General features: G+C 66.3%; 21 protein-coding genes. 20 read left to right on the top strand and 1 reads right to left on the bottom strand.

The window, feature by feature from the left end; translation table 11 throughout:
• Nucleotides 1-8: 8 nt before the first annotated feature.
• Genes A5779_RS17085 through A5779_RS16990 form a run of 20 tightly spaced genes read left to right on the top strand, consistent with a single transcriptional unit; the run spans nucleotide 9 to nucleotide 20,182 of the window.
• Nucleotides 9-1,130 (top strand): N-acetyltransferase, encoded by a 1,122-nt coding sequence (locus A5779_RS17085; protein WP_413784924.1) that lies wholly within the window; start codon nucleotides 9-11, stop codon nucleotides 1,128-1,130.
• The gene (locus A5779_RS17080) at nucleotides 1,130-2,110 is read left to right on the top strand and encodes an SDR family NAD(P)-dependent oxidoreductase (RefSeq protein WP_064883865.1); all 981 of its coding nucleotides are present in this window, start codon (nucleotides 1,130-1,132) and stop codon (nucleotides 2,108-2,110) included. The genes A5779_RS17085 and A5779_RS17080 overlap by 1 nt, the downstream gene beginning before the upstream one ends.
• A complete protein-coding gene (locus tag A5779_RS17075) occupies nucleotides 2,107-3,192 on the top strand; it encodes a fatty acid desaturase family protein (RefSeq protein WP_064883863.1) in 1,086 nt (361 codons plus the stop codon). The genes A5779_RS17080 and A5779_RS17075 overlap by 4 nt, the downstream gene beginning before the upstream one ends.
• Nucleotides 3,192-4,517 carry an aminotransferase class III-fold pyridoxal phosphate-dependent enzyme gene (locus A5779_RS17070; RefSeq protein ID WP_064883861.1) on the top strand — a complete coding sequence of 442 codons (1,326 nt, stop codon included), beginning with the start codon at nucleotides 3,192-3,194 and terminating at the stop codon, nucleotides 4,515-4,517. Before A5779_RS17075 ends, A5779_RS17070 begins: the two co-directional genes overlap by 1 nt.
• Nucleotides 4,514-6,016, top strand: coding sequence for a pyridoxal phosphate-dependent decarboxylase family protein (locus A5779_RS17065; RefSeq protein ID WP_064883859.1), 1,503 nt, complete (start codon nucleotides 4,514-4,516; stop codon nucleotides 6,014-6,016). The genes A5779_RS17070 and A5779_RS17065 overlap by 4 nt, the downstream gene beginning before the upstream one ends.
• Entirely contained in the window at nucleotides 6,013-6,645 is a 633-nt protein-coding gene (locus A5779_RS17060; protein ID WP_064883857.1) for a hypothetical protein, read from the top strand. The genes A5779_RS17065 and A5779_RS17060 overlap by 4 nt, the downstream gene beginning before the upstream one ends.
• Before the next feature lie 10 nt (nucleotides 6,646-6,655).
• Nucleotides 6,656-7,162: an Rv1443c family protein gene (locus tag A5779_RS17055; protein WP_064883855.1), complete on the top strand. Its 507-nt coding sequence runs from the start codon at nucleotides 6,656-6,658 to the stop codon at nucleotides 7,160-7,162.
• Complete coding sequence (locus A5779_RS17050) at nucleotides 7,159-7,905, top strand: hypothetical protein (RefSeq protein WP_082941720.1); 747 nt, start codon at nucleotides 7,159-7,161, stop codon at nucleotides 7,903-7,905. Before A5779_RS17055 ends, A5779_RS17050 begins: the two co-directional genes overlap by 4 nt.
• A gap of 7 nt (nucleotides 7,906-7,912) precedes the next feature.
• Entirely contained in the window at nucleotides 7,913-8,860 is a 948-nt protein-coding gene (locus A5779_RS17045; RefSeq protein ID WP_064883853.1) for an ABC transporter ATP-binding protein, read from the top strand.
• The gene (locus A5779_RS17040) at nucleotides 8,857-9,627 is read left to right on the top strand and encodes an ABC transporter permease (RefSeq protein WP_064883851.1); all 771 of its coding nucleotides are present in this window, start codon (nucleotides 8,857-8,859) and stop codon (nucleotides 9,625-9,627) included. The genes A5779_RS17045 and A5779_RS17040 overlap by 4 nt, the downstream gene beginning before the upstream one ends.
• A gap of 12 nt (nucleotides 9,628-9,639) precedes the next feature.
• Complete coding sequence (locus A5779_RS17035; RefSeq protein WP_064883849.1) at nucleotides 9,640-9,924, top strand: acyl carrier protein; 285 nt, start codon at nucleotides 9,640-9,642, stop codon at nucleotides 9,922-9,924.
• Nucleotides 9,921-11,516, top strand: coding sequence for a fatty acyl-AMP ligase (locus A5779_RS17030; protein WP_064883847.1), 1,596 nt, complete (start codon nucleotides 9,921-9,923; stop codon nucleotides 11,514-11,516). The genes A5779_RS17035 and A5779_RS17030 overlap by 4 nt, the downstream gene beginning before the upstream one ends.
• A complete protein-coding gene (locus A5779_RS17025) occupies nucleotides 11,513-12,349 on the top strand; it encodes an MlaE family ABC transporter permease (protein WP_064883845.1) in 837 nt (278 codons plus the stop codon). The genes A5779_RS17030 and A5779_RS17025 overlap by 4 nt, the downstream gene beginning before the upstream one ends.
• 1 nt (nucleotide 12,350) lies before the next feature.
• Nucleotides 12,351-13,163: an MlaE family ABC transporter permease gene (locus A5779_RS17020; RefSeq protein WP_064883843.1), complete on the top strand. Its 813-nt coding sequence runs from the start codon at nucleotides 12,351-12,353 to the stop codon at nucleotides 13,161-13,163.
• A gap of 11 nt (nucleotides 13,164-13,174) precedes the next feature.
• Nucleotides 13,175-14,641, top strand: coding sequence for an MCE family protein (locus A5779_RS17015; protein ID WP_064884044.1), 1,467 nt, complete (start codon nucleotides 13,175-13,177; stop codon nucleotides 14,639-14,641).
• 11 nt (nucleotides 14,642-14,652) lie between these two features.
• Nucleotides 14,653-15,738, top strand: a complete 1,086-nt coding sequence (locus A5779_RS17010; protein WP_064883841.1) for an MCE family protein — start codon at nucleotides 14,653-14,655, stop codon at nucleotides 15,736-15,738.
• Nucleotides 15,731-16,741: an MlaD family protein gene (locus A5779_RS17005; protein WP_064883839.1), complete on the top strand. Its 1,011-nt coding sequence runs from the start codon at nucleotides 15,731-15,733 to the stop codon at nucleotides 16,739-16,741. The genes A5779_RS17010 and A5779_RS17005 overlap by 8 nt, the downstream gene beginning before the upstream one ends.
• Entirely contained in the window at nucleotides 16,738-17,853 is a 1,116-nt protein-coding gene (locus A5779_RS17000) for an MCE family protein (RefSeq protein WP_064883837.1), read from the top strand. The genes A5779_RS17005 and A5779_RS17000 overlap by 4 nt, the downstream gene beginning before the upstream one ends.
• Nucleotides 17,850-18,974: an MlaD family protein gene (locus tag A5779_RS16995; RefSeq protein WP_064883835.1), complete on the top strand. Its 1,125-nt coding sequence runs from the start codon at nucleotides 17,850-17,852 to the stop codon at nucleotides 18,972-18,974. Before A5779_RS17000 ends, A5779_RS16995 begins: the two co-directional genes overlap by 4 nt.
• The gene (locus A5779_RS16990) at nucleotides 18,971-20,182 is read left to right on the top strand and encodes an MlaD family protein (RefSeq protein ID WP_064883833.1); all 1,212 of its coding nucleotides are present in this window, start codon (nucleotides 18,971-18,973) and stop codon (nucleotides 20,180-20,182) included. Before A5779_RS16995 ends, A5779_RS16990 begins: the two co-directional genes overlap by 4 nt.
• Here the strand turns inward: A5779_RS16990 and A5779_RS34050 are convergent.
• Complete coding sequence (locus A5779_RS34050; RefSeq protein ID WP_165609799.1) at nucleotides 20,143-20,319, bottom strand: hypothetical protein; 177 nt, start codon at nucleotides 20,317-20,319, stop codon at nucleotides 20,143-20,145. The two genes, A5779_RS16990 and A5779_RS34050, sit on opposite strands and share 40 nt — an antisense overlap.
• Between the last annotated feature and the right edge of the window lie 10 nt (nucleotides 20,320-20,329).

Raw genomic sequence — 20,329 nt, 5'->3', positions numbered from 1 at the left:
AGACATCGTTGGACGTCCGTGAGGTCACCTCGCCCGCGGACGCCAGACGGTTCGTGGACCTTCCGTGGCACCTCTATCGCGGCGACGCCCGGTGGCGGCCGATGCTGCGCCGGGTCATGCGGACGAAGATGAACGCCACGAAGAACGCGCTGCACCGCGAGGTCGAGCTCGCGAACTTCGTTGCTTACCAGGGCGAAAAGCCGGTCGGACGGATCTCGGCCAGCATCGACTCCGAGTACGTCAAGCGGTACGGCGACTGTGGGTTCTTCGGGCATTTCGAGAGCACGGCCGATGACGATGTGGCCGGCGCGCTGCTGGAAACCGCGGAGAACTGGGTGCGTCGCCGTGGCATGGACAAGATGATCGGACCCTACAGCTATTCGACGCGGGAGGAGGTGGGGCTGCTCGCCGAGGGCTACGACACCCCGCCAACCCTCATGCAGCCCTACAACCCGCAGCATTATCTGGGACTCGTCGAGTCTGCCGGGTACCAAAAGAAATTCGACAGCGCCTGCTACCGATGGGACACCGGGGCCGGCAGCGCAGTCCAACATCGACTGGTCCGGCGTGCCGACGCGGTGATGGATGCGCAGGGCGCCACCGTGCGGTCCGTTCGGATGGGGGACTTCGACAACGAACTGGAGACTCTCCGGGTCCTGTACAACGATTCCTTCGCTCGCCATCCAGAGAACGTCCCGCTGAGCAAAGCGGTGTTCGCCGGGATGGCCTCCGAGATGCGGCCGTTGATCGACCCCCGTCTCGTCCGGATCGTCGAGGCCGCCGGGACACCGGTCGGGTTCTTGTTGATGCTGCCCGATGTCAACGAGATCACCGGACAATCCGGCCGACTCACCCCGTCGATGTTGCTGCGCATCGCGGCCAAGCGTGGGGGACGGATCCGCGGCGTCGACACTGCGGTCGTGGTCCTCATCGGTGCGGCGGAAACCCAGTTCGGGGCCGGTATCGGCCGGATCCTGGCGGGCGAGATCGTCCGTGCCAGCACCAGTGGCGGCTATTCGTCCGTGGCGACCACCTGGCTGCACGAGGACAACGTGTGGTCGAATTCCCTGGCCGCGCAGATGAAGACCGAGCCGGACAAACGGCACCGCGTCTACCAGAAGGCGCTGTGATGGCCGGCCGAATCCTGGTCACGGGAGGCGCCGGGTATCTGGGTAGTGCGCTGGTCGCCGAGCTGGTTGGCAATGGTGAGGCGGTCACCGTGATGACCGGACCCGACGACCTTGCGGCCCAACCGGGGGGTTTGGGCCGTGATGTCGAGGTGGTCCGCGCCGATGTCACCGACGAGTCCAGCGTCGACGTAGCCATGCGGGGCATCTCGCAGGTGTACCACCTCGCCGGTATCGCATCGCCGAATTCCCGTCTGGCCCATGCAGTCTGGAACGTCAACGTGCTGGGTACCTATCATGTGGCGCAGAGTGCACTCCGCAACGGAGTCCAGCGCGTCGTACATGTGTCGTCGACCGCGGCCATCGGCTATCCACCCGATGACGTGGTGGCCGATGAGCAGTTCGATGTCCGGGACTCTGTGCTCGACAACGTCTATGCCGCCACCAAACGTACCGGCGAGCGCGTGATGCTCGATTTCGTCGGACGTGGGCTCGACGCCGTGGTGGTCAATCCCGCAGCGGTTTTCGCGCCGGCATCCGGTCCGGCACGATCGTGGCAGGGGCTGTTGATGGCGGCGCGACGCGGTCTGCTGCGCGGAGTGCCGCCGGGCGGGACTGCCGTCTGCTCGGCCCGCGACTTCGTCATCGGAGCCACCGCCGCCATGGTGAAGGGCGCCTCCGGTGAGCGGTACATCCTGTCCAGTGCAAACCTGACCTACCGACGGATCGCGGAGTTGCTGGTCGAAGCCGTTGGGCGGAACCATCGCGTTCGTACCCTGCCCATGGGGCTGCTCCGAGCCGCCGGAGCCGGAAATCGCGTCGTGCGCGACTTGGCCGGCACTGCGCGTCACGACGATGCGCTGGTGCCCGAGAACGTCGAGTTGATGGCCCGTCACGTGTACTACGACTCCCGCAAGGCCGCGCGTGAGCTCGGCATTCGGCGAGTGTCCACGTCTGAATTGATCACGGAGTTCACCCGATGACCAGTGATATCCGCCAGACGCCCGTCGGGACGGGTTCCAGGGATGTGCTCGGTATTTCGATGGCAGAGGCTCGGTCGTTGGTCGCCGATCTGGCTGCCCGCCGGCAGTGGATCTACTGGGTTGACCTCACCGTGTGCGTTCTGGTCGGCTACACCGCATTCTTCATGTGTCCCGCTGACCGACTGGCCTCACCGGTGGCCATCGCTTGCATGGCGATCGCCGCACTGGCGTTCTACCGCGCTGTGTTGTTCGTCCACGAAATCGTCCATGCGCCCGAGGAACTGCGCTGGTTCTCGGTGGTATGGCACATGGTGTGCGGAATTCCCTTGCTGGTACCGCAATTCACCTACGAGTTCCACCAGGATCATCACGGGTCCCGTACTTACGGCACCGCCGACGATGGTGAGTACGTACCGTATGCGGTCGAGCCGCGTTGGCGGGTGATCGCGCTGCCGTTCACCGCTCTGCTCGGCCCGCTGGTATTCGTGCTGAGATTTCTCGTGTTGGCACCGCTGAGCTGGTTGGTCCCCGGCATCCGCTCCTACGTCCTGACCCGGGCCTCGGCGCTGATGATCGACGCCGACTTCGTCCGCAAACTGCCCGAGGGCCGGACGCCGCGCTCCTGGCTGGTGCAGGAAATCGCCTGCTTCACCTACCTCGCCGTGATGCTGGCGCTGCTGGTGGGCGGGATGTACTCACCCAACCGTCTCCTCGAGGCCTACTTGATCGTGGCGGCGGTGCTGTTCGTCAACTGGGTACGGGTGCTGGCGGCACATCGCTACGAGAGCCGCAACGAGCGGATGACGTTTCCCGAACAGATCCTCGATTCCATCGACCATCCGTCGATGCCGATCGTAGGCGAGCTGTGGGCGCCGCTGGGGCTGCGGTTTCATGCCGTGCACCACCTCTTCCCGAAACTGCCCTATCACCAGCTCGGGAAGGCGCGACGCCGACTGGCCGAGGCGATCCCGCGCGACGGTGGTTTCTGGCAGACCGAGGACCGGTCACTCACCGCATCCCTGAGACGGCTTCTCGCACATCCACGTACGGAATCGTCGCGGCCGGCCGAGGGGGCGCTGTGATGCGGGAGTCGGGTGCGGCGACCTACTCGCGGCGGCTGCCGATCCGGCCGGTCGAAGCGGCCGGATCTCGTCTGCGTGACGCCGACGGCCGCTGGTACGTCGACTGCCTGGCCGCGGCCGGGGCGATGTCGCTTGGCTGGAATCATCCCGTGGTCCGGGAGGCCGTGGCCAAGACCCTCGAATCGGGAGAACCGTGGCAGTCGCTCGACTTTCACACCCCGACCCGGGAGCGATTCGTCGAGGATCTGCTGTCCATCCTGCCGCCCGGACTCGCGCGTGACGGCCGGGTGCACCTGTGCTCGCCGAGCGGAGCCAGCGCGGTGGAGGCAGCGCTGATGCTCTCCGAGATCGCCACGGGCGGACGCGAACACATCGGCGTGCAAGGCGGCTTCCACGGTTGCACCCGGGCTGCGCGGTCGGCCAGCTCGGGCGGCGGATTGCGCAGCCAACCTGTGGTGCTGGCTCCGCGGGCCACCTTCCTGCCGTATCCGCAGGACTACCGGTGCCCGTTCGGCGTCGGTGGGGACGATGGCGTCGAACTCGCGGTGGCGGCCGTCGAGAACCTGACCCGGCCCCACTCCGGTGTCACCGCGCCGGCCTCTGTCCTCGCGGAGTTCGTGCTGGGCGAGGGTGGCGTGATCCCCGCGCCATACCGATGGGGTAAGGCGTTGCGGGACACGGCGAGCCGACTGGACGTTCCGCTGATCGCAGACGAGGTGCAGGCGGGGATGTTCCGGACCGGGCCGGCCTGGGCTTTTCAACGCTGCGACATCGAACCGGACATGATGGTGATCTCGAAAGGGCTCGGTTCCGGACTGCCCATCGCGGTGCTGGTGATCCGGGAACGCTATGACGTGTGGGAGCCCGGGGCTTTCACCGGTACGTTCCGCGGCAACGCGATGGCGTTCGCCGCAGCCAGTGCGGTGATCCGGTTCGCTGTCGAGACCCACTTGTCCGACCGTGTGCAGACGATGGGTGCTGCCTTCCTCGAAGGGTTGAAATCGGTTGCAGCGCAATCCGAGATCGTAGGCGACGTGCGGGGCGTCGGCCTGATGCTGGCGGCCGAGATCGTCGACCCGATGCTTCCGCGGGAACACGGTGCCGCGGCACCGGACCCGGAACTGGCCCGACAGATACAACTGGCCTGCCTGGAGCACGGCCTGATCGTGGAAACCGGTGGACAGTACGGGAATGTGGTGCGCTTCCTGCCGCCGCTGACCATCGACGAAGCCGACATGTCGGACGCGCTCAATGCATTTGACTCCGCAGTGCGGCTCGTCCAGCGGCAGCGGCCGGCCGACAACATCTTGATGGGGGCCCAGTGACCACCGATCCGAGCCCGTTCGCGGATGACTTTCTCACCCCCGACGGACTGAGCGCGTATCGCGAAGCGCTGACCCTGGCCGCCATCTGGACCGGGACCGAGCTGCGTGATCCAGAGCGGCCGGGGCTGGTGACCGGTTATGCCGAGGTAGGCAGAACTGTCGACGAGTTCAGTCTCGACAATCCGGCGGGAATCGGGCTGTCACGCGCGCTGGGTGAGGCAGCAGGCTTGCTGTCCGGCCGGTCCGCCGTCGTTACCCATCCTGGCTATCTGGCACATCTGCACTGCCCACCGACGCTGTCGTCGCTGGCCGCCGAGATTCTGGTCAGCGCCTTCAACCAGTCGCTGGACTCCTTCGATCAGGCACCCGCGGCCACCGCTGTCGAACAGAAGGTCATCCGTGACCTGTGCGCCACGCTCGGCTACGACGACGGTGCCGACGGCACGTTCACCAGCGGGGGGACCCAGTCCAACCTGCAGGCACTGCTGATGGCCCGAGACGTGTTCACCCGCGACCGGTTCGGATCCGATCTGTCCTCGGGCCTACCGGTCGAGGCGCGCTCCTGGCGCGTGTTGTGCACCCCTCAGACGCACTTTTCGGTGCGGCAGGCACTGCGAATCCTCGGACTGTCGGGAGCTGTCGTCGAGGTACCGACCGACGCGGACGGACGGATGCGCGTCGACGGACTCGTCGACTGCATCGATCGGGCGAATACGGCAGGCACGCCGATCATCGCGCTGGTACTCACAGCCGGCACAACGGACTTCGGTGCGATCGACCCACTGCCGGAGGCGATCGCCGTTGCGCGCGAGCATCGCATCTGGACCCATGTCGACGCCTGCGCGGGTGGTTGCCTGGCGTTCAGCGACACTCATCGTCACCTGCTCCGCGGGATCGAGATGGCCGATTCCGTTGCCGTCGACTTCCACAAGCTGTTGTTCCAGGCCATCAGCTGCAGCGCGCTGTTGGTACGCCGGAGCGACTCCTTCGACATCTTGGCCGATCACGCCGATTACCTGAATCCACTGCAGGATTCGGCTGAAGATGTGGTCAATCTGGTCGGCAAGTCGCTTCAGACGACCCGCCGATTCGACGCGCTGAAGGTGTTCGTGACCTTGCGGGCCCTCGGCAGGCAACGGCTCGGCGAGATGATCGATGCCACCTGCGCGGCAGCGGCTGCGGCCGCAGGCGCGGTGCCGGACCACCCACGGCTGGACCTGGTGGCCCCGGTCGCGACGAACACCGTCGTGGTGCGCTGGCAGCATCCCGACCTGTCCGACGTCGAATGCGACGACGTGAACCAGGAGATCCGGATCGCCCTGGCCGAGTCTGGGCGTGCGGTGATCGGCCGCTCCACCGCGGGTGGCACCCAGGCGCTCAAGCTGACTTTCGTCAACCCCCTCGTCGGTCAACAGACGGCCGCCGACGTGATAGCTGCCATCGCCATGGAGGGCGACCGCATCTTGCGAGCCCGCAGAAGGGAATTCACCAACGCATGACTACGAGTCTGCTTCGCGTCGACCGGGTACGTCCGGGCGACGCGAGATTCAACTGGGCGAAGAGCGTGGAATATCGCATCTTCGGGCTGGAGAACGACTACGCGAGCGAGTCGGACATCGAGGCCGGCGAGATGGTGCACTACCGGCCGTGGGAGCGGTCGTCGGAGATCTTCGTGGGGTTCAGCGAGGACGCCGGAAACGAACCGGTCGCGGTGCTGCGGGGGCTGCGGGTGGATGCCGCACTCGGATTGGACAGCTTCAGCACGCTGCGCGACGGTCGCAACATCCTGTACCCGCAGTGGAATTCGTTCTTCGAAGACATCGCACCCGAACGGATCGCCGAGTTGGCCACCCAGGGAGTACGTAAGAAGCACCGAAGGGTCGGCATGATCGAGCAGATCTGGCAGGCGTTCTTCGGCGGACTGGCAGCCGACGGTGTCGACTACGTCACGGTGGCGCTCGTGGTGCCGCTGTTCGAGTGGTACAGCCAGCTGTTGCCGACACGCATCCACCAGATCGGCGAGATGATGCCCGACTACATCGGAGCCGACAGCGTTCCGGCCGTCGTCGACATCAGCGGTTCGTTCGTCGCGGATGCCGCCAGAGACCTTTCCCCGTCAAGCAATTAGAGGAACCGACATGCGATCCATTCACACGCAAGAACACGTCTTCCGCAAGGTCAGCGAGATCGACTGCCCCGTGGATCAGGTGTGGGAGCGCGTCACCACCCAGGAGGGCATCAACGATGAGATGGGCCCCTATCTCAAGATGACGATGCCGCGTCAGTTCAGGGGGCGCTCGATCGCCGACGTCACGCCGGGCACCCGTATCGGCAAGAGCTTTCTGCTGCTGTTCGGCATCGTGCCGTTCGGGTTCGACGACATCACGATCGCCAGGATCGATTCGGGCCGGATGTTCCGTGAAGAGTCGATCATGACCGGGATGCGCATCTGGGTGCATCACCGGACCCTCGAGCCCGCGGGGAACAAGACGATCGTCACCGACGAGATCACTCTCGCGCCGCAGGCCCCGATGGGTCTGATCCCGGGTTGGGGCAAGGTGATGAGCCGGGTGCTGTCTGCGTTCTTCAGCCACCGGCATCGCAGGTTGAACCGGACGCTCGCCGGGGCGGGCGCAGCCCGGTGAACAGATTCGTGACGGCTGCCGGTGCGTGTGTGCTCGGGTCCGGCCTGCTGGCCGGGTGTGCCTCGGTGAACGAAGAGGCCGGGCGGCCAGTTGGCCACGCCTACGCCTTGCTGAAGTATCCCGATGCCGCGGGCGAACCGGCCGCCGAACCGCGCCCCGATTCGCCCTTCGGGACCTATCCACTGGAGATTTCGGGTTCGGTGACCTACCTCGACGAGACCACGTCGCTGCCCACCTCCGGGGTGCTGACCATCGGTCCCGGCGCGCGGCGTGACGAGTTGCAGGTCGAGCAGTACTACACCGGCGACCGGTTCCCGTACGAGACCGGGATGGTGTCGAAGGCTGCCAACGGAGCCGGCACGCTCGACGCGATCACGATCGTCAACCCGCTCGATTCCCGCGTCTCGCTGCAATGCGCGGTGGACGGTGGAATCGACCTGGGAGACGCCGGTGAACCCCGTGAGCTCACCGGCTCGTGCGGTGGCGGCGCCACGGTTACCGGCAGCGTGCGTTCGGAGGGAACCCGGAAAGCCACCTGGCGTGGCAAGCCTGTCGAACTGGTCCGGACCGTGGTCGATCTCAACGTGACAGGTGTGAGCACCGGGACCATCCATCAGGTCAACGACACGCCCACGGGCGGCAGCTTTCCGCTCTACACCGCCCTCGACGTGGACCTCACCGCGCAGGGGATCCACCTGACCGAAGAGCTGGAACGCCACGTCCTTCCCAGAGTCGGAGATTGAACGACCCATGCCTGAAGACAACCAAGACGATTCGTCGCCGGCGTTGCTCGCCGACGACGTCACCAAGTCGTATCCGGGTGCCGAGACCAGTGCGGTCGACGGGCTCAGTCTGACCGTGCCCCGCGGGGTGGTCTACTGCCTGCTCGGACGGAACGGCGCGGGCAAGACCACCACCATCCGCATGGCCACGACGCTGCTCGCACCGACGAGCGGCCGGCTGGAGGTGCTGGGTATCCCGGTGGCCGACACCGATGCGCTCCGGCCGCTGATCGGCGTGGCACTGCAGGAGGTGGCGCTCGACCTCTGGATGTCGCCGGTCGAGCAGATCCGGATGAGCCTGGCGATGGCCGGCTGGCCGAAAGGCCAACGGCAGCAACGGGAAGATGAGCTGGTCGAGCAATTCGGCCTCGGCAAGTACCTCACCCGCAAGGTCGGCGCCCTGTCGGGTGGTATGCGCCGCCGGGTCGACGTGGCACTGGCAGTGGCACACGACCCGAAGATGCTGTTCCTCGACGAGCCGTCCAGCGGCCTCGACATCGAGGGCAAGCAAGAGGTGTGGAACGCCATCCGATCCCTGCGCTCGCAAGGCCGCACGGTCGTGCTGACCACCCACGACATGGACGAGGCGGTCTCACTGGCCGACGAAGTCGGAATCATCAAGGACGGCACATTGGTCGCATCCGGATCGACCCAGGAATTCACCAGAAGCCACGGATTCGTCGCGGCCATCTCGTCGGAGGCGGCGATACCCGAGGACTCGGTGCGGGCCTTGGCCGCCACGGGCTATGCGGTCGAACGCACCACGGACACCGGGCTGACGACCGCACTCGACTCGGCGTCGGCTTCGGCGCTCGGCAAGCTCAGCGCCGCATTGGAACGAATCGGACTGGGCGAGGCCGACATCGAAGTGCGGTCGACCTCGCTGCGCGACGCGTTCCTGGAGGCCACCCGATGAAATCGTTGTCCAACACTCTGCGACTGTTCCGCCGCTATGTCGTGGTGGGCCTGCGGCAGCCGGTCTTCGGGTTCATCTTCCCGATCGTCTTTCCGGTGGTCCTGGTGATCTTCGTGCGCTCGATGTTCCAGCGGGTCGCCGATCTGCCCGGGTTTCCGCTGTCGTCCTACACCGCCTACATCGCGCCCGGCCTCATCATGCTGATCCCGATGCTCGGGGCGGGCTACGGCGCGGGCACCCTGATCGACGAAATTCGGTCCGGTTTCACCGATCGACTCCGTCTCTACGGAGTGTCGACCGGCCAGATCATGGCGGCCAAGTTCGGATTCGAGATGTTCCGGATCCTGCCCGCGGCGGTCATCGTGATCGCCCTGCTGGCCCTGCTCGATACCCCGCTGCGGGACGGGATCCTCACCGGCGCACTGCTTGTCGTGCTGATGTTCCTGTGGTCGGCGGCCTACAGCTCGTTGTTCTACCTGGTGGCGCTGCGCACACTCAACCCGCAGGCGCCGGTGGCGATGCTGCCGCTGGCGCTGCCGGTGTTGTTCATCAGCCAGGCCCTCATGCCCTCGGTGTTCCTGTCGGACTGGCTGCGGTTCAGTATCAACCTCAACCCGTTCTCCCACATTGTGGCGGCCGCGTCGACCATCATGTACGGCGAGTTCGATGTCGGCACCGTCGTCACGGGATGCCTTGTCGCCGTTGGCATGTTCGCCCTCCTTCAAATACCCATTCACATGGTGATTCGCCGCAAGATCGGAAAGTAAGGTAGCCAGGCCGTGTCAGAAGTACGCGAATTCCTCATCGAGTTCATCACCGACGAACTCGAACTGCCCGCCGAAGACGTCAACGATTTCTCCGAGCTCGTCGGGGATCTCGGGTTCGACTCGTTGTCCTTCGCACTCGGGGTTTCCGAGATCAAGAACCGATTCGGTGTCGTGCTCGACAAGGACGATGTGTTCGAGTGCAAGACCGTCGGTGCCCTCGTCGAGCTGGTGGAGAACCGCAGGCTCGCCGGCTCCGGTGCGATGAGCGCGGCGGGCAACCCGCCGGGACAGCCGTGAACTCCGTCCTGTCCAGACTGCAGATTGGGGCCGAGGTCACTTCCCGGGGCCTCACCACGGCACCGGTCGACGCCGACGGACGATCTCGGCTCGACCAGCTGACAACGGCAACCTGGGCGCAGGTGCATCAGGCCGGCTGCAACATCGCCGGAGGGCTGCAGCGCGCCGGAGTGCTCCCCGGGGACGCCGTGGCCGTATTGGCCGGCGCGCCAGGTGAGATCGCCCCGCTGGTGCAGGGCATCTGGATGTCCGGTGCTGCCGTGACGATGCTGCATCATCCGACCCACCGCACCGAGATCGCGGAGTGGGCGGCCGACTTGAAGCCGACGCTGTCGGCGATCGGCGCCTCCACCGTGGTGGTCGGCAGCCCGTTCCTTCCGGCCGCCCAGGCGCTGTCCGCCGCCGGGGTGCGTACTGTGTTGCTGCCCGATGTGCTCGACGGACCCCCGGGGCGCATCGTGGACTCGGACGAGGATGCGATCGCCTTCCAGCAGTTGACCTCCGGATCGACCGGCCGTCCCAAGGCCGTCGCCATCAGCTACCGCAACATCGAGGCCAACCTGGTCGGGATGGCCGCAGCTTCAGCGGCCGACGCCGAAGCCGATGTCGTGGTGAGCTGGCTGCCGCTCTTTCACGACATGGGAATGATGGGCTTTCTGATCACACCGATGTGTCTGGGCATCGATACCGTCAAGGTCACGCCGGTCGACTTCCTCGGCGATCCGCTGCTGTGGGCCGAGCTGATCACCAGGTATGGCGGGACCATGACGGCCGCACCCAATTTCGCCTACTCCGTGCTTGCCCGGCGGCTCGGCAAGGCTGCCGACGGTGCTTACGATCTGTCGACGTTGCGGTTTGCGCTCAGTGGCGCCGAGGCAATCGATGTGGCGACCCTCGACCGGTTGACCACCGCTGCGGCCCGCTTCGGCTTGCGCAAGCACGCCATCGTGCCGGCCTATGGGATGGCCGAGGCGACGCTGGGGGTGTCGTTCGTCCGCCCGGGCGACGAGTACCGGGTTTGCGGGCAACGGGTGGCGCTCGGACCGCCGCTGCCGGGCTGTGAGATCCGCGTGGTGAGTGAGGACGGTTCGGTGGTGGAATCGCCTGCGACCGGCGAATTGGAGATCCGCGGCGACAATGTGACCCGCGGATACCGCACCGCCGACGGCATCGACGCCGCCACCGATTCCCACGGATGGTTCCGCACCGGGGACATCGGTTACCTGACCGATGACGGACAACCGGTGATCTGCGGCCGCAAGAAGGACATTTTGATCATCTCCGGCCGCAACGTCCATCCCGAGGACATCGAACGAAGCGTGGCTGGGGTGAGCGGGGTGCGCTCGGGAGGCGTTGCCGCGGTGCGACTTTCCACCGCGGCGGCCGGTGAGGGCTTCTCGATGGTGGCCGAGTCGGCCCTGCACTCCGACAGCGCCGAGACCGCGCGGATCCGTGGCGAGATCGCCGATCGGATCTATCGGCAGCTCGGGATCAGTCCGCGGGAAGTGCACGTCGTCCCGACCGGGTGGCTGCCGAAGACGTCGTCGGGCAAGTTGCGTCGGTTGGAGACCACTGCGCGGCTGGCCAGATGACAGTGCGGGACACCAGTTCCCGTGTTGTCCAGGTGGGTGCGGGGTACCTGCGGCGTCATCCGGTAGCCGCGATGGCCACCGTCGGCGAGCAGGTGGTACTCGGGTTGGCGACGATCCGGTTCTGCGTCACCGACCTGGTGACCGGGCGATTTCAGTGGGCCGAGTTCGTTCGGCAGGCGGCGTTCATGGCCGGCGCAGCCGTCATGCCGACGATCCTGGTGGCGCTGCCGATCGGGGTCACCTTGTCAATCCAGTTCGCGCTGTTGGCAGGTCAGGTCGGCGCGACCTCGTTCGCCGGTGCGGCCAGCGGACTGGCCGTCGTTCGGCAGGCCGCCTCGTTGGTCGCCGCGCTGCTGCTGGCAGCGGCGGTGGGGGCCGCGATGACAGCGGATCTGGGCTGCCGGACCATGCGCGAGGAGACGGCCGCGATGGAGGTGATGGGCGTTTCCGTGGTCCGCAGGCTGGTCGTGCCCCGCTTCGCAGCCGCGATCGTGATCGGCGTCGCGCTGACCGGGGTGGTGTGCTTCGTCGGCTTTCTGTCGAGCTACCTGTTCAACGTCTACGTACAGGGCGGTGCACCAGGCAGTTTCATCGCCACGTTCGCGTCGTTCGCCACCACGGGAGACATGCTGCTCGCGTTGTTCAAGTCGGCGGTGTACGGCGCGATCGTCGCGGTGGTGTCCTGCCAGAAGGGGCTCGCCGCCAGTCAGGGCCCGGCCGGCGTGGCCAACGCCGTCAACGCGGCCGTCGTGGAATCGGTTCTGGTGTTGATGACGGTCAACGTCGCGGTGAGCCAGCTCTACACCATGCTCTTCCCACGGACGGGATTGTGAGATGACCCAGCCCGTGATGACGAGGCCGGTGGCGCGGTTCGGCCACTTCGTCGCATTCTCCGCCCACGCTCTCAACGGCGCGCCGCTGGCTCTGCGCCGGTATCGGCGCGAGTTTCTCCGGTTGGTCTCCGACATCACCTGGGGCAACGGTTCCATCGTGGTGGGCGGCGGCACCGCCGGAGTGATCCTCGTCCTCGGCATCACCACCGGGGCCCTGATCGCGGTCGAGGGGTACGACTTTCTGAACCTGCTCGGACTCGGTCCGGCGACCGGGATCATCTCGTCGCTGGTCACCACCAGGGAACTGGCCCCGATCATGGCGGCCCTGGCGTTCGCGGTTCAGGCGGGCTGCAGGTTCACCACACAGATCGGCTCGATGCGGATCTCCGAAGAGATCGACGCGATGAACTCGCTTGCGATCAGGCCGATCCCGTACCTCGTCACCACCCGGCTGCTGGCGTCGGTGGTCGCGATCATTCCGCTGTACGCGGCGTGCCTGGGTATCTGCTACCTGTCGTGCCAGATCATGGTCGGCCTCATCAGCGGCGGATCGCTCGGACCCTACCTGCACTACTTCACCTTGCTGATCAGCGGACCCGACATCGTGTACTCCGTCGTGAAGGCTGTTGTGTTCGTCTGGATCGCGGCAACGGTGCAGTGCTACTACGGCTTCTGTGCCGGCGGCGGCCCAGAGGGGGTCGGTATCGCGGCTGGGCATGCCATGCGGGCGAGCATCACGGTGGTGATCATCGTCAACATGCTGCTGACGATGGCGCTGTGGAGCGTGAATTCCGGTGCAAGGCTGGGTGGTTGACCGTGGCGATCATGGTGGATCTGGACGGAAACCACCTCACCGGCAGGCAGCTGATCCGGCGTGGCACGGCGGCGCTCGTCGTCGTCGGGGTGGTGGCCTCGGTGTTGCTGGTGAAATCGACCGGGCTGTTCGACCGCAACGTGCACGTGGTGGCCGAACTGCGTCACATCGGCGACGGTCTACCGGCCCGAGCGGATGTGAAGTTCCGCGGCGTCCTCGTGGGGGCAGTGGAAAGCGTCACGCCCGGGACCGGCGAACGGCCCAACCAGGTTTTCATCCGGCTGGATCCGACCTACGCGCAGGGCATTCCGGCCGGCGTAGCGGCGCGGGTGGTGCCGAGCAACGCCTTCGCCGTGTCGTCACTGCAGCTGGTCGAGACGGCGAGCGGCGCGTCGGGACCGATCCACGATGGCGGGCAGATCGCCGAGGACACCGCGCTGCCGACAGTGCTGTTCCAGACCACCATCACCAAACTGCACGACATCCTTGCGGCAGCGGGGCGCGGACGTGAGGACCACACCATCGGTGTTCTCGCCGCTGTGGGGGCGGCCACCAACAACCGCCGTGGCGAACTGCTGACATCGGCTGCCGAACTCAATCGTCTGATCGACGAGCTGAATGCCGTCGTCGCGACAGATGAAGGGCCGTCGACGATTTCGGCGCTGTCCGCCGCGGCTCGCGGTCTGTCGGCAACGGCTCCCGACCTCGTCGAGGCGCTGCACGAGGCGGTCGGGCCGATGCAGACCCTCGTCGAGCAACGCCGTAGCCTCGAAGATTTCCTGGCGGCGGCTGCGCACACCACCGATACCACCGTGAAGTCACTGGACAATCAGACCGACCGGCTGGTCCACATCACCACCGATTTGACGCCGGTGCTCGGTGTTCTGGCGCAGAATGCCCAGCATTTCGTGCCGATCAGTCAGCGGATGACCAGGTTCTCCGACACTTTCTTTGCGGAGGTCTGGGATTCCGAACTCGACACCGCCCGTGGACGGGTGAACCTGTCATTCACGCCGTCCTACACCTATACCCGCGCCGACTGTCCGCGATACGGAGCGTTGGTGGGGCCGAGCTGCCTCACCGCCCCCGAGGTGCCCGTGCGCGCCGATCTCCCCGAAGTCCTGCTGCCGCAGAATTATCGGCCGCCACCGGATCTGGCGCCGCCGCCGGGCACCGCCATCGGGGAGAACGGCAACCTGGTCGCGGTGGGACCACCGCTGTTGGCCCCACAGGCACCGCCGGTGGATCCGTTTCCGCCTCTCCCTTCGGGTATCTCTCCGGCACCGCCGGTGCCCGGTAGTGCGGCACCCGCCTCGTTCGGCGGCAACGTCGGCCCGGTCGGCAGCGGTCTCGAGCGCGACCGGTTGGGCGAGATCACCGGCGAGCCCGCCACGGTGGCCACGCAACTCATCCTCGGTCCCCTCGCGCGGGGAACGGTCGTCACGCGAACCCCGACCGCAGCCGAACCCAAGCCCTAGGAGAACATTCGATGTCCAGTTTTGCCCTGAGCGGCGAGTCGGTACGACGCCGTGGGCCGCTGCTGGGGCTGTGCCTGTTCCTGGTAGTGGCCACCGTGTTGACGTGGCTGGTCTATGTCACGCTGCGGCGCGACGTCAGCGGTCCGGCCTCGTCCTACTCGGCGGTGTTCACCGACGTCTTCGGATTGCGTGAGGGCGACGACGTGCGCGTGGCCGGTGTCCGGGTCGGCCGCGTACAGGCGATCGAGTTGCAGGGAATCCTGGCGAAGGTCTCGTTCATCGTGCAGGACGGCCACGGGCTCACCACAGGCACCGTCGCATCGGTCAACTACCAGAACGTCGTCGGGCAGCGGTATCTCGCGTTGGACCGCGGTCGTGAAGGTCCGGTCACCGGGCTCCCGGGCGGAGCGGTGATCGGGGTCGATCGCACCGAGCCGTCCTTCGACATCGGCACCCTGCTCAACGGCTATGAGCCCCTGTTCGCCGTGCTGGACCCCGACCAGGTGAACAACCTGACCAACGCAGTTGTCGGATCGCTGCAGGGAGACACCGCCGCGATTACGCGGTTGGTCGACCAGACATCGGTTCTCACTGAGACTTTCGTAGGCGAAGACCGGGCCCTCGATCGCGTGATCGCCGGGATGGACGGTGTTGTGGGTAATTTGTCCGGTCAGAACGACCAATTCGAACGCACCATCACCGCGGCGCGGAATGCGGTGGCAGCCTTCGACGATCGCCGCGAACCCCTGGTGTCGTCCCTGGGCGCTACGACGGCGGCGGCCGGCAATCTGTCGCGGATCGCGCAAGACGTGCAACCGACCATCCGGGGCATGCTCAACCGCGAGCCCGGCTACACCCGCCACATGCTCGACATCGAACCGCAGATCGCCTACACGGGGCTCAACACGCCGCTGCTGTTGAAGGGACTGTCACGGGTGTTCGGCGAGGGGGCCTACATGAACGCCTATGCGTGTGACGTCAATGCCTACGGATTCTTCCCGGGGCTCAACGACGTCGTGCCGATCATCGTCGATGCTGCGACACCGGGCGGCACCGCCAAGCACACTCCCAAGTGCAGGAGCATGGCCAATGGCTGACCAGGTGTCCAGGAAGGCCTGGCTCGGATTGCTGGCCGTGCTCACGGTGGGGGGCCTGATCGCAGCGATGCTGCTGGTCAAGGAGGCCGGCATCGGGTATCAGCGCTATACAGCGAAATTCGTTCAGGCGGCGGCGTTGCGCCCCGACGACATCGTGGCGGTCGCGGGCGTCCCGGTGGGCACAGTCGCCGCCGTGCACCTCGCCGGGGACCACGTCGAGGCCGAGATCCGCGTCCGCGACGACGTTCCGGTGGGCCGCGACACCCGCGCTGCGATCAAGGTGACCACGCTGTTCGGGTCTCGTTATCTGGACCTGCGGCCGGGTGGGGACGGGGTGCCCGCGGACCGAACCATAGATCTGGCCCACACCGAGGTTCCCTACGATCTACAAGCCGCCCTTGCTGATTCGACCAGAACCTTCGAGCAGGTCGACGCGGATCGCATCGCTGAGTCCCTCGATGTGCTGAGCCGGCAACTGGATGGATTGCCTTCGGTGGTGCCCCAGGCGATGGACAACGTGCGCGCCCTCTCATCGGTGATCGCGCAACGACGCGACCAGCTGGGCAGTCTTCTGACGAACACCGAACACGTCACCAGCATGCTGCGACGGCAGCAGTCCGAGATCGGCAACTTCGTTCGGCAGGGGCAGGAACTGGTGGGCGACTTCGTGGCGCGGTCGGCAGCATTCCACGCCCTGATGCAGTCTCTTCGGTCCGTGGTGAACTCACTGCACACCATTGCCGTGCACGACCGCGCCGCGGTCGACGATGTGCTGTCGACGATGCAACAGCTGAGTGAGAAATTCGCGCAGCAGGATGCCCTCTTCCGAAACCTGTTGCAGATCGCACCGGTTCCGATCCGCCAGATCGCGAATGCCACCGGCTTCGGCAACGCCATCGAGACCAACGCCCCGGCCGGTGCCCTCATCGATTCCTGGATGTGCGCCATCAGCGGCCGGGCCGAACAGTTCGGGATGATCCCATACCTCAAGGACTGCAAATGATCGGCAGGCACAAGCGCCTGGTGCAGGCCGCCGCGACGATCACCGTGTTGGCGATCGCCGCCGCAGTGGGCTGGCACCTGTTCGGCCACCGCAACCGCAGCATCACCGTCACCGCGCAGTTCGACAGCGCGGCCGGCCTCTATGTGGGAAACGTGGTGGCGGTACTGGGAATTCCGGTAGGTGAGGTCACCAGGGTGACGCCGAAGGGCAGCTATGCCGAGGTCGCCTTCACCGTCGACGAGACGGTCGCGATACCGGCGGACGTCGAGGCGGTGACCCTGTCCACCTCGATTCTCACCGACCGCCAGATCGAGCTGTCACCCCCGTACCGCGGGGGAACCACGTTGCGCGATGGCGACACCATCGGCCTGCATCGCACGAAGACCCCGGTGGAATTCGACCGGGTGCTCGGGATGCTCGACAAGCTGGCGACGTCGTTGCGGGGCGACGGGGCAGGAGGCGGGCCCGTGGCCGACCTGCAGAACGCGGGTGACGGAGTGATCGCCGGGAACGGTGACCAGATCAGAGGGACCTTGGACGAACTGTCGCGTGCACTGCGGTTGAGTTCCGACGGCGGAACCCGCACCCGCCAACAGGTGACCACCATCATCACCAACCTCAGTTCCCTGCTTGATGCCGCGGCGGGCAACGACGCGAAGCTACGTGAATTCGGTTCCGTGGTACGCCAACTCAGCGAGATTCTGGCAGCGGAGGACTTCGGGTCGGGCACCACCGGCAAGCAACTCAACGATGTCGTCGAGCAGACCGGACAGATCCTGACGGCAAATCGCGACCTGATCAAGCAGGGAATCGCCAATGGCGACACCAGCATGCAGACACTGAATGACCGCCAGCGCGAACTCGCGGAGTTCTTCGACGTGCTTCCCCTGATGGCCGACAACCTCTACAACGCGATCGACCAGCGCAACGGTGCGATCCGCGCCCACTTCCTGGCCGACCGCATGGTGTTCGACGGCCAGATGGCCAAGGAGGTCTGCAACATGATGGGTCTGCGCCAGCTCGGGTGCAGCACCGGCACCCTGCAGGACTACGGCCCCGATTTCGGGCTGACCAACATGCTCGACGGCCTCGCGGCGATGGGGCAGAAATGATTGCGATACAGGGATATCTGCGCCGAACGCTGGGGCTGCTGTCGGCCGTGCTACTGACCGCGGGGTGCGCCACGAACGGTCTGGCCGACCTGCCATTGCCCGCCCCGGGTCTCGGATCCGGCGGTTACCGGCTGACCGTGGTGTTCGCCAACGCGCTCAATCTGCCCGAGCACGCCAAGGTCAAGCTCGCCGGTGCCGACATCGGTCAGGTCGAGGACATGACCGCCCGCGACTTCACTGCGGTGACCACCTTGCGGATCAGCGACGATGTTCAGCTACCGGTGGGCAGCACAGCAGAACTCCGCTCGGCCACACCGCTGGGCGATGTGTTCGTCTCGATAATTCCGCCCCGTACGGCCACGGCCGGGACGAGTCCGCTGCGAGACGGTGATCGCATCGGCCTCGACTCCACCACGGCCGCGGCGACGGTCGAGTCGGTGCTGAGCTCGGCGGCGGTCCTCGTCAACGGGGGTGCCGTCCACAACCTGACCAACATCGTCAACGGCATGGGCAAGGCCGCCGGGCCTGACGGCCGGGCCTTCGGCGACCTGGTGGCCAAGTCGAACCGACTACTCGGCACAGTGAATGCCCGCTCGGCACAACTCGATTCCGCGATGACCGAGACGACACGACTGGCCGAGCTGCTGCAGACCAAGAATCAAGAAGCCAGCGATCTCCTGCAGGCCGCGGCGCCGGCCACCGAGACACTGGCCGACAACACCGGCCAGGTGACCGACCTCGTCCTCACCCTCGGTGACATCTCGCAGAACCTGGCCAAGTTCCCGTCCATCGCGGGAACGGACACCAGCGGCCGCAGCGTGATCGCCGACGCGGACGCGATCGCGCGCGCATTCAACGACGTCGTCGTGGACCCGCAAACCAGCCTGGCCTCACTGAACCGGCTGTACGCGCCGTTCGTCAAGATGACCGCGGGTACGTCGATGGCGGGAGCGGCCGGGATCGACCGGCTCGTCCTCGGATCCATCCCGGACGCCGGGTTCTCGGGGGATCCCGGATTCCACGGACCCAAACGGGCCGATTGGCACCAGCTCGTCGGATCCCTGAAATTCGTGCTCTGGCGGTTGCAGGAGCGGGTGGTCGGTCGAGGACCTCAACCGTGAGCGGAACCCGGCGTAGTGCCTGGGCGGCTCTGACGGCGCTGGCGCTCACGCTCGTCGTATCGGTCTATTACCTGATGACCGGCGTGCTGCAGGTACGGCCACTGGGCGCGACATACCAGGTGACGGTTCAACTTTCGGAGTCCGGGGGGCTGTTGCCCAACCAGGATGTGACGATGCGCGGAGTGCGGGTGGGGAAGGTCGAGCACCTCGCGTTCACCCCGGACGGTGTCGAGGCGGTCCTGCGCGTTGCCGACGATGTGCAGATACCGGCATCGAGCTCGGTCCGGGTCTCGGCGCTGTCGGCGGCCGGCGAACAGTACGTCGACTTCGCCGCGACATCCGAGGACGGGCCGTATTTGGCAGACGGCGCGGTGATCTCCCGCGCCCGCACCGCCGTGCCGGTCCCGATGGCCGAGCTGCTGGCCCATGCGGACGGGGTTCTGGCGCAGGTGGATCCGCAGAAGCTGGAGCGGGTCAAGGCCGAGCTGAGCGTGAGCGGCGCCGGGCCGGAGAAACTCTCTGCGATCGTCGACGGCGGCATGTTCCTGCTGTCGACGCTGGATTCGGTGCTGCCCGAAACGGTGGACATCATCCGCAGCAGCCGGGTCGTGCTGTCTTCGGCGGTGGATGTCAACAGCGGGATCGCCGCCACGGCAACCAATCTGCGCCACACGATGGCCGGAGTCGCCGGGATGCAGGACGGCTACCGGGAGCTCCTCGGTGGGTCCCCGGCGACGCTGGGCGCGATCGACGGTCTGTTCACCGACAACTCGGACACCATGGTGCAGTTGCTGGGAAATCTGGCCACGGTGGCGCGGCTGTCCTATGTCCGGGTTCCGGCCCTCGATGCGCTCTTCCCCGACTACCGGGGTTCCGCGCTGGAGGCCTTCATCAGCACGATGCACGAACACGGACTGTGGGTGACCGCCGACATCTATCCGCGTTACGCCTGTGATTACGGAACGCCCCGTCGGCCTCCCTCGGCCGCCGACTATCCGGAGCCGAATCTGTACACGTACTGCCACGATGACGACCCGAGCCTGCTGGTTCGCGGTGCGCGTAATGCTCCGCGGCCTGCCGGCGACGACACGGCGGGTCCTCCGGCGGGGGCGGACCTGGCGACCACGGCCGATCCGACGCCGCCGGGCCGCTACACCATCCCGACGCCCTACGGCGGACCCACGCTGCCCATCGAGCCGCCCCGCTGATCGTCCGGGCGGGCCGGCTTGGTCGGTGACGTAACGGGCCACCACTCGGCGATCACGACGATCAACCGCAGGAGCCGGACGAACCAGGTCATTGCGGCGACTTTGAGCTGGTCGCGGACGCGGGAAAACCGGAGCATATGGAAATGG

Origin of the sequence: Mycolicibacterium peregrinum (assembly GCF_001665625.1) — a bacterium.
Lineage (GTDB): Bacteria > Actinomycetota > Actinomycetes > Mycobacteriales > Mycobacteriaceae > Mycobacterium > Mycobacterium peregrinum_B.
Note: the sequence above shows the minus strand (reverse complement) of the source record. Positions and strands in the feature narration are given on the sequence as shown.

Coding starts and splice junctions, on each gene's coding strand:
- A5779_RS17080 (WP_064883865.1), top strand. CDS start 1,130: ATGGCCGGCCGAATCCTGGTCACGGGAGGCGCCGGGTATCTGGGTAGT.
- A5779_RS17075 (WP_064883863.1), top strand. CDS start 2,107: ATGACCAGTGATATCCGCCAGACGCCCGTCGGGACGGGTTCCAGGGAT.
- A5779_RS17070 (WP_064883861.1), top strand. CDS start 3,192: ATGCGGGAGTCGGGTGCGGCGACCTACTCGCGGCGGCTGCCGATCCGG.
- A5779_RS17060 (WP_064883857.1), top strand. CDS start 6,013: ATGACTACGAGTCTGCTTCGCGTCGACCGGGTACGTCCGGGCGACGCG.
- A5779_RS17055 (WP_064883855.1), top strand. CDS start 6,656: ATGCGATCCATTCACACGCAAGAACACGTCTTCCGCAAGGTCAGCGAG.
- A5779_RS17045 (WP_064883853.1), top strand. CDS start 7,913: ATGCCTGAAGACAACCAAGACGATTCGTCGCCGGCGTTGCTCGCCGAC.
- A5779_RS17040 (WP_064883851.1), top strand. CDS start 8,857: ATGAAATCGTTGTCCAACACTCTGCGACTGTTCCGCCGCTATGTCGTG.
- A5779_RS17025 (WP_064883845.1), top strand. CDS start 11,513: ATGACAGTGCGGGACACCAGTTCCCGTGTTGTCCAGGTGGGTGCGGGG.
- A5779_RS17020 (WP_064883843.1), top strand. CDS start 12,351: ATGACCCAGCCCGTGATGACGAGGCCGGTGGCGCGGTTCGGCCACTTC.
- A5779_RS17015 (WP_064884044.1), top strand. CDS start 13,175: ATGGTGGATCTGGACGGAAACCACCTCACCGGCAGGCAGCTGATCCGG.
- A5779_RS17010 (WP_064883841.1), top strand. CDS start 14,653: ATGTCCAGTTTTGCCCTGAGCGGCGAGTCGGTACGACGCCGTGGGCCG.
- A5779_RS17005 (WP_064883839.1), top strand. CDS start 15,731: ATGGCTGACCAGGTGTCCAGGAAGGCCTGGCTCGGATTGCTGGCCGTG.
- A5779_RS17000 (WP_064883837.1), top strand. CDS start 16,738: ATGATCGGCAGGCACAAGCGCCTGGTGCAGGCCGCCGCGACGATCACC.
- A5779_RS16995 (WP_064883835.1), top strand. CDS start 17,850: ATGATTGCGATACAGGGATATCTGCGCCGAACGCTGGGGCTGCTGTCG.
- A5779_RS34050 (WP_165609799.1), bottom strand. CDS start 20,319: ATGCTCCGGTTTTCCCGCGTCCGCGACCAGCTCAAAGTCGCCGCAATG.